The sequence below is a fragment of the Bradyrhizobium sp. BR14999 genome (genome assembly GCF_056106085.1).
Map to the genome: position 1 here is coordinate 7,097,116 of NZ_CM148536.1, position 12,025 is coordinate 7,109,140.

Consider the following 12,025-nt stretch of genomic DNA (forward strand, 5'->3'; position numbering starts at 1 on the left):
TTCCCAAGAACGGCGGCCGAAGGCCGCCCATGCCACCTTCCCACAAGGGGAGAAGGAAGATCACCTTCCGCTCGTCGCCTCCAGACTCCGGCTGTAGCGCGACATCGCAAAGCAAAAGACAAAATAGATTGCGGCGACGAAGATATAGACCTCGACGGAAAACTGCTGCCAGGCGGGATCGATGATCGCGGTCTTCGCCGTCGTCAGCAGGTCGAAGATGCCGATGATCAGCACGAGACTGGTGTCCTTGAAGAAGGCGATGAAGGTGTTGACCAGCGGCGGGATGACGTGGCGGATCGCCTGCGGCAGGATGATCAGCCGGTTCTTGCGCCAGTAGGACAGCCCGAGCGCGTCGGCAGCCTCATATTGACCACGCGGCACGGCCTGAAGGCCACCGCGGATGACTTCGGCAAGGTAGGCGCCCGCGAACAGGATGATCGCGATCTGTGCGCGCAGGAGCTTGTCGATGTTGAACCCACTAGGCATGAACAGCGGAAACATCACGCTGGCCATGAACAAGAGGCTCACCAGCGGCACGCCGCGGATCAGCTCGACATAGAGCACACTGAGCGAACGGATCGCTGGAAGCTTTGAACGCCTGCCGAGCGCGACAAGGATGCCGAGTGGAAAGCCGAACGCGAGTCCAAACGTCGCCAGGATCAGTGTCACCGGCAATCCGCCCCAGCGATCCTGCGAGACGAAAGAGAGTCCCAGCACCCCGCCCCACATCAGCACGCTGATTAGCGCGAGCGCACCGATCCAGATGAAAACGAGCTCGCGCCGCCACAGGGCGCGGCGGGTCGAGAGATAGAACAGCGCGATGAACAGCACGACCGACAGCGCCGGCCGCCACTGCTCGTCGAACGGATAGGTGCCGAACAGGATGAAGCGGTACTTTTCAGGAATGACCGCCCAGCAGGCGCCGATGCCGCGCACCGCGCGGCAAGCGCTGGAATCATTCACCGGCGTAAGCCAGACCGCACTAGCAATACCCCATTGCACGAAGCTGATCACGCCCTTCGCGAGCACCGCCAGCAGCACGATCGTCAGGATGCCGTTCGGGATCGACGAGAACAAGTTGCTGCGCAGCCAGCGCAGCATCGGATTTCCAACCTGTGGGCGGCGAGCGGCACGCGGCACGTCCGGCATATCGCTGATCGCCGTCATTCTCAGCGCTCCACCAGCGCGATGCGCGCATTGTACCAATTCATGAAAAAGCTGATGCCGAGACTGATGGTCAGGAACACCGCCATGATCAACGCGATCGCCTCGATCGCCTGGCCTGTCTGGTTGAGCGTGGTGTTCGCGATCGAGACGACATCCTGGTAGCCGATCGCGACCGCGAGCGAGGAGTTTTTTGTCAGATTGAGATACTGGCTCGTCATCGGCGGCACGATCACGCGTAGCGCCTGCGGCAAGATGATCTGCCGCAGCATGAAGCTGCGGCGCAGACCGAGCGCGTTGGCGGCGTCCCACTGTCCCCGCGGCACGGATTGGATGCCGCTACGCACGATCTCGGCGATGAAGGCCGAGGTGTAGGTGACGAGCGCGATCAGCAGCGCGAAATATTCGGGCGCCAGCGTCAGCCCGCCGACGAAGTTGAAGCCGCGCAGCTGGGGCCATTCGATCCGCCAGGATACGCCGAGCAGCACGGACGCCAGCGCCGGCAACGCAATCATCAGCGCAACCGCAAAGGGCCAAGCTGGCCGTGGCTTGCCATCGCGCATCTGCTGCGCGATCAGCCATCGCCGGACGACATAGAACACCGCGCAACCCAGCACCGCGGTGCCGAGGACCGCCAGCTGGGGCGGGCCGAACGGGATCGCCGGCAGGATCAAGCCGCGATTGGAGAGGAACACACCCTCGACAGGTCGCCACGCGGCGCGTGCAGCCGGCAGTGCCTGCATCAGCACGTACCAGAACAGGAGCTGAAGCAGCAGCGGGATATCGCGAAGCGTCTCGACATAGACCGCGGCGAGCCGTGACAGCAGCCAGTTCGCCGACAATCGCGAGATGCCGATTAGCGTGCCCAAGATCGTCGCGAGCACGATCCCGATCACGGCAACGCGCAAGGTGTTGGCGACGCCGACAACGAACGCCCAGAGGTAAGTGTCTCTCGGACTATAGGCGAGCAGACTGTCGGCGATGGGCATGCCGGCCTCGCGGCCGAGGAAGGCAAAACCGGTGGTGATGCGGCGGGCCGAGAGGTTGGTGACGGTGTTGGACCAGAGGAACGCGATGACCGCAACCGCGATGCCGACGACCAGGACCTGCCAGAACAGGCCCTTCAGCTCGCGGCGCCCGAAGGCGCCGAAGAAGCGGCGGCGCGGCGGCGGTCTCGGTGCATCTGAGGTCACGGCACAAAAATCCTTCTCAAGGGGCAGCGATTTCCGGCAGCGCACGTCAACTGTTGCACCAAACTTCAATTCATGCAACAAATGTTTCATGGCCGAGCCCGCGAAATCCTCGCCGTTGAGCGAGCTGCGTATTGCATTGCCATCGCTCCCGATGCGCTTGCAGGAGGTCGGACGCTTCGTCGCCGCCAACGATTACGACGCCACCACCCGTTCGATGCGCGATCTCGCGGCGGAAGCCGGCGCCGATCCTGCCGCGTTCACGCGGCTTGCGAAGGCGATCGGCTATTCGGGCTGGGAGGAGTTGCGCGCGGCGCTGACCGAGGCGCGGCGGCCGTCGCAGACCGCGCCCTTCTCCGGCCGCGCAAGAGGCCGTCGCCACGGGCCGAACGCCGATGTCGCGCTCGTCACCAACAAGCTTGCGGCCGAGGCCGCCGGCCTTCCGCGGATCCCGGCACACCCGATCGCGGAAGCTGCCCGCGCGCTGCACGATGCCAAGCGGATCTGGATCGCCGGCTATCGCAGCTGCCGCAGCGTCGCGGAATTGCTAAACTACGAGCTGCGACTGTTTCGGCCCGAGCAGGTCCAGCTCGTCGGTGCTTCCGGCCCCGACGACCTCGATCTCGGCGCGTTCCGGCCCGGGGAAGCCGTTATCGTCGTCGGCTTCCTGCCCTACACGCATGCAAGCGTCCGTGTCGCGCAGGCGGCCTATCGCGCCGGCGCGACACTGGTCGCCATCGCGGATAGTCTCTCGGCACCAATGGCCGAGGGCGCCGACCACGTGCTGCTGTTCGAGGCGGCGTCCTCTCCGGGCTTCTTTCCGAGCCTCACCGGCGCGATTGCGATCGCGCAGTCGCTCGCGGCGGTCACGTTCTCGCTCGGCGGCGTTGCCGCGAAGAAGCGTCTGGAAAGTACCGAGGCGCGACTCGCTGCGACCTCCACTTACGTCCCAGAGAAAGGTTGACCCATGGCCGCTCGCACCAGCCGCGTGCTGCACCGCTCGTTGCGCGAAACGCCGCCCAAGGCGATCGGCGGTGAAGGCGTCTATCTCTTTGCCGAGGACGGCCGGCGCATCATCGACGCCTCCGGTGGCGCGGCGGTCTCCTGCCTCGGGCACCAGCACCCGCGCGTGATCGCGGCGATGACAAAGCAGGCTGCGACGCTTGCCTATGCTCATACCGCGTTCTTCTCCTCCGAGCCGGCCGAGGCACTGGCTGAGCTGCTGGTCGGCCATGAGCCCGGCGGTCTCGCCTACGCCTATTTCGTCAGCGGCGGATCGGAGGCGATCGAGGCCAGCATCAAGCTCGCCCGGCAATATTTCATCGAGCGCGGCGAGCCGCAGCGGCAACACTTCATCGCGCGGCGGCAGAGCTATCACGGCAACACGCTCGGCGCGCTTGCCGCCGGCGGCAATGCCTGGCGGCGCGCACCCTATGCACCGCTACTCTCGGCGGCATTCAGCCACGTGACGCCGGCCTTCGCCTATCACGAGAAGCGCGAGGGCGAGTCGGATGCGCAGTTCGTCGCGCGCCTTGCCGCCGAGCTCGAAGCCGAGTTTCAGCGGCTTGGCCCCGACAGCGTGGCGGCGTTCCTCGCCGAGCCCGTCGTCGGCGCCACCGCCGGCGCCGTGACCGCACCGGAGGGCTACTTCAAGGCGGTACGCGAGATCTGCGACCGGCACGGCGCGCTGCTGATCCTCGACGAGGTCATGTGCGGCATGGGCCGCACCGGCACCACGCATGCCTGGGAGCAGGAAGGTATCGCGCCCGACATCCAGGCCATCGCGAAGGGTCTCGGTGGCGGCTATCAGCCGATCGGCGCGATGCTCGCGAGCGGCAAGATCGTCGACACGATCCGCGCCGGCTCCGGCGCGTTCCAGCACGGTCACACCTATCTGGCGCATCCCCTCGCCTGCGCGGCCGCGCTCACGGTGCAAAACGTGATCCGCGAGGACGGCCTGCTCGATCAAGTCAGAGAGCGCGGGCGGCAACTCGAGCAACGGCTGACCGAACGCTTCGGCAATCACCGCCATGTCGGCGACATCAGGGGTCGCGGGCTGTTCTGGGCTATCGAGCTCGTCGCCGATCGCGCCAGCCGCACCTCGTTCGACCCGGCGCTCAAGCTGCACCAGAAGATCAAGGCGGAGGCGCTCGCCAACGGGCTCGGCTGCTATCCCGGCGGCGGCACCGTAGACGGGGTGCGCGGCGACCACGTGCTGCTGGCGCCGCCCTATATCGCTTCCGCAGACGAGATCGACCTGATCGTCGACAGGCTCGGCACGGCCGTCGACAACGTGTTGCGTAGTGTCAATCACTGAGGGGAGAGTAGCATGATGAGGAAAGTGGTTATCGCAGCGGGCGTGCTCGCAGCATCGACGGTCGTCGCGTCGGCCGCGACGCTCGACACGGTGAAGAGCCGCGGCACGCTGGTGTGCGGCGTCAGCGCCGGCTTTGCCGGCTTCTCCGCGCCGGATTCGCAAGGCAACTACAAGGGTCTCGACGTCGACTATTGCCGCGCCCTCGCGGCCGGCGTGCTCGGTGATCCCAACAAGGTGCGTTACGTCTCGCTGACCGCGCAGAACCGCTTCACCGCGCTGCAATCGGGCGAGATCGACGTGCTCTACCGCAATTCGACCCAGACATACTTGCGCGGCGTAACACTGGGCCTGCGGCAAGGTCCGATCAACTTCTACGACGGCCAGGGTTTTGTCGTGAGGAAAGACCTCGGCGTGAAGGAGCTGAAGGACCTCAAGGGCGCCACCGTCTGCGTGGCTCAAGGCACCACGCATGAGGTCACGCTGGGTGATTACGGCCGCGCCAACGGCATCGACTGGAAGCCGCTGGTGTTCGACCGCATCGACACCATGTACCAGACCTTCTTCGGCGGCCGCTGCGATGCCATGACCCAGGACGCCTCTGCGCTCGCGGGTGCCGTGACGACCGCGGCGCCGAACCCGGTCGACTACGTCGTGCTGTCGCAGACCATCAGCAAGGAGCCACTCGGCCCCTTCACCCGCAACGGCGACGAGGTCTGGAGCGACATCATCACCTGGCTGCATTACGGTCTGATAGAGGCCGAAGAACTCGGCGTCACCCAAGCCAATGTCGACGAGATGGCGAAGTCGCAGACGCCTGCGATCCAGCGGCTCCTCGGTGCCTCCGGCGACCTCGGCTCGCGGCTTGGGCTCGACAACAAATGGCTGGTCACGGCGATCAAGGCCACCGGCAATTATGGCGAGATCTATGAGCGCAACGTCGGCAAGGCCAGCACGCTCAAGCTCGATCGCGGCCTCAACGGCCTCTGGAGCAAGGGCGGCTTGATGTACGCGCTGCCGTTCAAGTAGACGGTGCTTCACCTCTCCCCGCCTGCGGGGAGAGGTCGACCGCGCAGCGGTCGGGTGAGGGGGAGCTTCCGCGAGTCCAACTCTCACCGTCCCCGCGGAGACTCCCCCTCACCCCACCCTCTCCCCGCAAGCGGGGCGAGGGAGACGAGACATCCCATGCGCATCGCCCTCATCCACGCCCTCAAGCATTCCATCGCGCCGATCGAGGCGGCGTTCGCGCAGGCGTGGCCCGAGGCGCGGCTGATGAACCTGCTCGACGACAGCCTATCGGCGGATCTGGCGCGCGACGGTGCGCTTACCGACACGATGACCGAGCGCTTCCTGGCGCTCGGCGATTACGCGGCGGCAACAGGGGCGGACGGGATCTTGTTCACCTGTTCGGCCTTCGGTCCCTGCATCGAGGCGGTCGCGCGGGCGCATGCGCCGATGCCGGTGCTGAAGCCGAACGAGGCGATGATCGAACGTGCCGTGACCATGGGTAAGCGCATCGGCCTGCTCTCGACCTTCCCGCCGACCCTGGTCTCGATGCCGCCGGAATTTCCTGCTTCCGTCCAAATCGTGCCGAAACTTGCCGAGGGCGCGCTGGCTGCGCTCGATCGCGGCGACCGCGCCACGCACGACCGGCTGATTACGGAGGCCTCACGCGATTTGCGCGATTGCGATGTCATCGCGCTCGCGCAGTTCAGCATCGCGGCAACGGCGCCGCTGGTTGCGGAAGCCACCGGCCGCCCTGTCGTCACCACACCGGACAGCGCGGTCGACAAGCTGATGAGCCTGCTGAAGGCGAAGACTTAAGCGCCGTTCTTTTTTCGCCGGGCATCCTTGATCGCGACCGCGAGCGCGGCCTTCGTTTCGCTCACGAAATCCTGGACGAGATCCTCGCGCGTGGCATGAGCGGCCTCGCCGGTGAACAGGCCCTGCTCCGCCAGCATCACCACGCCGTGCAGCGCCGCCCAGATCTTGAGGGCCTGTCGTTCGCGCAAATAGCCGACGGCAGGCACCTCCAGGGCCTCGATCACGAGCGCAAACGTCTCGCGCGTGGCCTCATGCAGCTCGCTGCCCTTGGCGGCGCGGGACACTGTGCGGGACGCGAACATCAGGCGATAGATGCCGTTGCGGCGCAATCCGAAGTCGAGCATTGCCTGCGCCAGCCGCGACAGCTTCGACTGCTCCGACGGTTTCGCCATCGCCGCCCGAAAGGTTGCACTGAGCTGCCGGAACGCCTCTGCCGTCACCGTCGCAAGCAAGGCGTCGCGGTCGGCAAAATGCCGGTATGGCGCCGGCTGCGAGACGCCGAGCTGCTTGGCCAGCGCCTTGATGCTGATCGCCTCGGCGCCGCCGCGTTCCGCTTCGCGCAGCGCGGCCTTGATCAAGGCATCGCGAAGATCGCCATGGTGGTAGGTCTTCTCGGGCTTGCGGGCGAGTTGTGAGCGCATGTCGCGGCGAGACTATAAGTTTGCGCTTGACAGGGGAAGCCTGTCGCGAATGTAATAGGATATAACTTATAGAACGCAGATGAGGAAACGCGCCGCCTTCGGGCCTCGCGCGCACACGACCGAGGAAGCCGCAATGGCAGAGCGACTGAAGGTTCACGTCGATCCCGACAAATGCCAGGGCCACGCCCGCTGCAAGGCGCTCGCGCCGGAGCTGTTCGAGCTCGACGAATACGGCAACGCCCATGAAGCCGGAGACGGCACCGTCCCGCCGGGACTGGAAGACAAAGCCTGGCTTGCCAAGTCCAATTGTCCGGAGATCGCAATCGATGTGATCGAGGAGTAGCGTGCTTTCCGCGTTGTGGGTGCCTTCCGCGAACACGAGCCCCTGGGGATTCCGAGATGTCCGACGTCAGCCAACCCGCCGCTCATCCGCCCGTGACCGACTGGGTCCATGATTTCGACCACACCGATCCGCAATGGACGGACGATCCCTTCCCGATCTGGGACGAACTGCGCGCCGCAAGCCCGGTCGTGCACACAGAACGCTTCCTTGGCTGCTATCTGCCGACGACCTATGCAGCCGTGCGCGAGATCGCCAACGACACCGAGCATTTCTCCTCCCGCCGCATCATCGTCCGCGACGTGCGCCCGGAGATCGCCAGGAATGCGGCCCCGCCGATCACCTCCGATCCGCCCGTGCACAAGCCGGCCAAGCAATTGCTGCTGCCGCCGTTCACGCCGGACGCGATGAAGAAGCTCGAGCCAAGGGTCCGCGCCATCTGCAACGAGCTGATCGACGACTTCATCGCCGAGAAGAGCGTGGACGCCGCGGCGCGCTACACGAAGCACATTCCGGTGCGCGCGATCGCGCACATGCTCGGCATTCCCGAAAGCGACAGCGACCTCTTCGTCAACTGGATCCACATGATCCTGGAGCTCGGCATCAAGGACGAGAGCAAGCTGCTCCAGGCCGTCCAGGAGATGAGCGCCTATTTCAGCAGTCATATCGAGGCGCGCAAGACGAAGCCGACCGACGACCTGATCTCCTACCTGATGAACGCCAGGGACAAGGACGGCAATCCGCTCGAGGACTCCCACGTGCTGGGCTCGCTGCGCCTGCTCCTGATCGCCGGCATCGACACCACTTGGAGCGCGATCGGCTCCTCGCTCTGGCATCTTGCGAAAACGCCGACCGATCGCGAACGGCTGATCGCCGAGCCAGGGTTGATTCCAACCGCGGTGGAAGAACTGCTGCGCGCCTATTCCCCGGTGACGATGGCGCGCGAGGTGGTCAAGGACACATCAATTTCGGGCTGCCCGGTGAAAGCAGGCAACATGGTGCTGCTGTCCTTCCCCGCCGCGAACCGCGATCCCAAGATGTTTCCGGACGCTGACAAAGTCGTGATCGACCGTCGCGAGAACCGCCATGCTGCCTTCGGCCTCGGCATCCATCGCTGCGTCGGTTCCAACCTTGCGCGCATGGAAATGCAGGTTGCACTGGAGGAATGGCTGAAGCGGATTCCGGATTTTGCTCTTGACCCGGCAGGCACCGTGACCTGGTCGCAAGGCACGGTGAGAGGGCCCCGCCAGTTGCCATTTCTGCTTGGAAAGGCGATGTAGGCCTCTCCAAACAACGATACGGAGAGGCCGGACGTGACAGAGCAAGCAACCAACCCGGCCTCTGCGTATTTTGACCTCGCCGACGCCGAGCGGCGGATCAAGGCGATCTTCATCGGCTCGATCGGCAATCTCGTCGAGTGGTACGATTTCTACGCCTATACGGCGTTTGCGCTCTACTTCGCTCCCGCGTTCTTCCCCGGTAACGACCCCGTCGTCCAGCAATTGAACGTCGCCGTCGTATTCGCGGCGACCTTCCTGATGCGGCCTCTCGGCGGCTGGTTCTTCGGCTATATCGCCGACCATTTCGGCCGCCGCATCTCGCTCACTCTGTCTGTCGTCTTCATGTGCTTCGGCTCGCTGATCATTGCGCTGACGCCGACCTATGCCACGATCGGCTTTGCGGCGCCGGTGATCCTGGCGCTCGCCCGCGTCATCGAGGGCTTGAGCCTCGGCGGCGAATATGGCGCCAGTGCCACTTACCTCAGCGAAGTCGCCGACCCCAAGCACCGCGGCTTCTATTCCAGCTTTCAGTACGTGACGCTGATCGGCGGCCAGCTCACCGCAATCATCGTGCTGCTGCTCCTGCAAAAGGTCTTCCTCACGCCGGCGGAGCTGAAGGACTGGGGTTGGCGTATCCCCTTTGCGATCGGCGCGGCGCTTGCGATCTTTGCCGCGGTGATGCGGCGTGGCCTGCACGAGACCGAGGCGTTCGAGGAGGCCAAGAAGGTGGTGAAGCCGACCGGATCGATCACCAACCTGCTGCGTTATCCGCGCGAGCTCTTGCTGGTCGTCGGCCTCACCGCCGGCGGCACCGCCGCTTTCTACACGTTCACCACCTACATGCAGACCTTCGTCAAGCTTTCGGTCGGGCTGACCGAGGACCAGACCACTTTCGTGATCTTCGGCACTTTGATTTTCGCGACCATCCTCCAGCCGATCTACGGCGCGATCTCCGACAGGATCGGACGCAAGCCGCTGCTGATCTTCTTCGGCGTCGCCGGCACGCTCGCGACCGTGCCGCTGCTGATGACGCTGAAGGAGACCAAGTCGCCCTTCATCGCGTTCATCCTGATCTGCGCCGCTTGGCTGTTCGTCGCCGGCTACACCTCGATCAATGCGGTGGTGAAGGCCGAGTTGTTCCCGACCAATGTCCGCGCGCTCGGCGTCGGTCTGCCCTATGCCATTACGGTCTCGATCTTCGGCGGCACGGCGCCGGCGATCGCGCTCTATTTCAAGAGCATCGGGCACGAGGAATGGTTCTATTTCTATCTTGCCAGCATCATCTGCCTGTCGCTGATCATCTATGCTACCATGCGCGACACCAAGCACGCCTCCGCAATGCATCGGCACGAGTAAGCCATGGCTGACGACAACGAGCCGCCCGACAGCAAGCTGACGCGCACCAAGGAGAAATGGGCGCGCGAGGGCCGCTTCCTCACCGGGAAGATCACGCGGCCGGAGGACCAAAGGCTGCCGCCCGGCCAGCACCTCACCAAGGATTGGCCGGTGCTCGATCTCGGCGTCGTGCCGCCTGTGTCGCGCGAGCGCTGGCGGCTCGACGTCTATGGCGCGGTCGATGCCCCCGTGTTCTGGACCTTTGCCGAATTCACCGCGCAGAAGCAGGCGCGGTTCACCTCCGACATTCACTGCGTGACGACCTGGTCGCGCTATGACAATGAGTGGAACGGGCTCGCGACGCGTGAGCTGCTCGCGGCCTGCCAGCCGCGCGAGGATGCTCGCTTCGTCGTGCTGCATTCCTATGATGGCTATACCACCAATCTCGCGCTGGAAGACTTCGCCGCCGAGGACGCTCTGCTCGCCCATAGCTGGTCGGGTCAGCCGCTGTCGGCCGAGCATGGCGGACCAGTGCGGCTGGTCGTGCCGCATCTGTACTTTTGGAAGAGTGCCAAATGGCTCCAGGCCATCGAATTCCGGACTGAGGACGCGCCGGGCTTCTGGGAAGTCCGCGGCTATCACAACCGCGGCGATCCCTGGGCCGAGCAGCGCTATTCAGGCGATTAGGTTCAACAAAGGACGGGGGAAGTCCAATGCCGACGGAACGCTTTCAATTCACCGGTGAAGGCGGCCATCAGCTTTCGGCCGCGCTCGAGCTGCCGGACGGTGAGCCCGCAGCTTTCGCGCTGTTCGCGCATTGCTTCACCTGCGGCAAGGATACGCTGGCCGCCAAGCGCATCTCCGTTGCGCTCGCGGCCAAGGGCATTGCAGTGCTGCGGTTCGACTTCACCGGGCTCGGCTCCAGCGAGGGCGATTTCGCCAACTCCACGTTCTCCTCCAATGTGACCGATCTCGTGCGCGCCGCCGATCATCTGCGCGCAACGCGCAAGGCGCCGTCCGTCCTGATCGGCCATAGCCTCGGCGGTGCCGCGATCCTCGCGGCAGCAGGACATATCCCTGAAGCCAAGGCGGTTGCGACCATCGCGGCGCCGTCCGATCCCGCCCACGTCACCGGGCTATTCAAAGAGCACATCAATAACATCCGCGCGCAGGGCGAAGTGGAAGTCTCGCTGGCGGGCCGCCCGTTTCGGATCAGACGTGAATTCCTCGACGACATCATCGAGCATGAGTTGATGAAGGACGTCACCGGCCTGCACAAGGCGCTTCTGGTGATGCACTCCCCGGTCGACGACACCGTCGGCATCGACAATGCGACCAAGATCTTCGTGTCGGCGAAGCACTCCAAGAGCTTCGTCTCCCTCGACCACGCCGACCATCTGCTGACGGCGCCTGCTGACGCTCTCTACGCGGCCGATGTGATCGCGGCCTGGGCCAGCCGCTACATCGACACCGCAAAGCCCGCGAAGGCGATGGATCTCCCCGAGACGCCGCGCCAGGTCGTGGTGCAGGAGACCCGCAAGAGCAAGTTCAACCAGATCATCTCGGTCGGTCCGCACCGTCTGGTGGCGGACGAGCCTGTGGCTGCCGGCGGCGAGGACGCTGGTCCCGGGCCCTATGATTTCCTGCTCGCAGGCCTCGGCGCCTGCACCTCCATGACCATGCGCCTCTATGCCGACCGCAAATCGTTGCCGCTCGACCGCGTCACCGTCACGCTGAAGCATTCCAAGATCTACGCCAAGGACTGTGCGGAGTGCGAGACGCGCGAGGGCATGCTCGACCAGATCGAGCGCGACATTGCGATCGAGGGCGCGCTCGATGCCGAGCAGCGCAAGAGGCTGATGGAGATCGCCGACAAGTGCCCGGTGCACCGGACGCTGACATCGGAGATTCGCATCGTGACGAAGGCCGTGGAGTAA

General features: G+C 64.8%; 12 protein-coding genes. 9 read left to right on the forward strand and 3 right to left on the reverse strand.

Going from position 1 to position 12,025, the window contains the following annotated elements; genetic code table 11:
- Window positions 1–60 precede the first annotated feature (60 nt).
- Both ACR9YP_RS33145 and ACR9YP_RS33150 read right to left on the reverse strand, forming a co-directional pair.
- The gene (locus ACR9YP_RS33145; RefSeq protein WP_438109979.1) at window positions 61–1,167 is read right to left on the reverse strand and encodes an amino acid ABC transporter permease; all 1,107 of its coding nucleotides are present in this window, start codon (window positions 1,165–1,167) and stop codon (window positions 61–63) included.
- Between the two features lie 2 nt (window positions 1,168–1,169).
- Window positions 1,170–2,357, reverse strand: a complete 1,188-nt coding sequence (locus ACR9YP_RS33150; protein ID WP_438109980.1) for an amino acid ABC transporter permease — start codon at window positions 2,355–2,357, stop codon at window positions 1,170–1,172.
- 88 nt (window positions 2,358–2,445) lie between these two features.
- On the opposite strand from ACR9YP_RS33150, the gene ACR9YP_RS33155 reads away from it, so the two are divergent.
- The 4 genes from ACR9YP_RS33155 to ACR9YP_RS33170 all read left to right on the forward strand — a co-directional run bounded on the left by ACR9YP_RS33155 (window position 2,446) and on the right by ACR9YP_RS33170 (window position 6,492).
- Complete coding sequence (locus ACR9YP_RS33155) at window positions 2,446–3,318, forward strand: MurR/RpiR family transcriptional regulator (RefSeq protein WP_438109981.1); 873 nt, start codon at window positions 2,446–2,448, stop codon at window positions 3,316–3,318.
- 3 nt (window positions 3,319–3,321) lie between these two features.
- Window positions 3,322–4,671: an aspartate aminotransferase family protein gene (locus ACR9YP_RS33160; RefSeq protein WP_474217876.1), complete on the forward strand. Its 1,350-nt coding sequence runs from the start codon at window positions 3,322–3,324 to the stop codon at window positions 4,669–4,671.
- 12 nt (window positions 4,672–4,683) lie between these two features.
- On the forward strand, window positions 4,684–5,697 hold the full coding sequence (locus tag ACR9YP_RS33165; RefSeq protein WP_438109985.1) for an amino acid ABC transporter substrate-binding protein: 1,014 nt from the start codon (window positions 4,684–4,686) through the stop codon (window positions 5,695–5,697).
- 156 nt (window positions 5,698–5,853) lie between these two features.
- On the forward strand, window positions 5,854–6,492 hold the full coding sequence (locus ACR9YP_RS33170) for an aspartate/glutamate racemase family protein (RefSeq protein WP_474217877.1): 639 nt from the start codon (window positions 5,854–5,856) through the stop codon (window positions 6,490–6,492).
- On the opposite strand, the gene ACR9YP_RS33175 is transcribed toward ACR9YP_RS33170, so the two are convergent.
- Window positions 6,489–7,133 carry a TetR/AcrR family transcriptional regulator gene (locus ACR9YP_RS33175; protein ID WP_474217878.1) on the reverse strand — a complete coding sequence of 215 codons (645 nt, stop codon included), beginning with the start codon at window positions 7,131–7,133 and terminating at the stop codon, window positions 6,489–6,491. The genes ACR9YP_RS33170 and ACR9YP_RS33175 overlap by 4 nt on opposite strands.
- A 133-nt stretch (window positions 7,134–7,266) precedes the next feature.
- On the opposite strand from ACR9YP_RS33175, the gene ACR9YP_RS33180 reads away from it, so the two are divergent.
- From ACR9YP_RS33180 to ACR9YP_RS33200, 5 genes are read left to right on the forward strand one after another with little or no spacing between them, the layout of a single operon-like run.
- Entirely contained in the window at window positions 7,267–7,476 is a 210-nt protein-coding gene (locus tag ACR9YP_RS33180; protein WP_018648108.1) for a ferredoxin, read from the forward strand.
- A gap of 56 nt (window positions 7,477–7,532) precedes the next feature.
- Complete coding sequence (locus ACR9YP_RS33185) at window positions 7,533–8,753, forward strand: cytochrome P450 (protein ID WP_438109991.1); 1,221 nt, start codon at window positions 7,533–7,535, stop codon at window positions 8,751–8,753.
- Window positions 8,754–8,786: 33 nt separating this feature from the next.
- Window positions 8,787–10,109, forward strand: coding sequence for an MFS transporter (locus ACR9YP_RS33190; RefSeq protein WP_438109993.1), 1,323 nt, complete (start codon window positions 8,787–8,789; stop codon window positions 10,107–10,109).
- Between the two features lie 3 nt (window positions 10,110–10,112).
- Window positions 10,113–10,775: a sulfite oxidase-like oxidoreductase gene (locus ACR9YP_RS33195; RefSeq protein ID WP_438109995.1), complete on the forward strand. Its 663-nt coding sequence runs from the start codon at window positions 10,113–10,115 to the stop codon at window positions 10,773–10,775.
- A gap of 26 nt (window positions 10,776–10,801) precedes the next feature.
- Window positions 10,802–12,025: a bifunctional alpha/beta hydrolase/OsmC family protein gene (locus tag ACR9YP_RS33200; protein ID WP_438109997.1), complete on the forward strand. Its 1,224-nt coding sequence runs from the start codon at window positions 10,802–10,804 to the stop codon at window positions 12,023–12,025.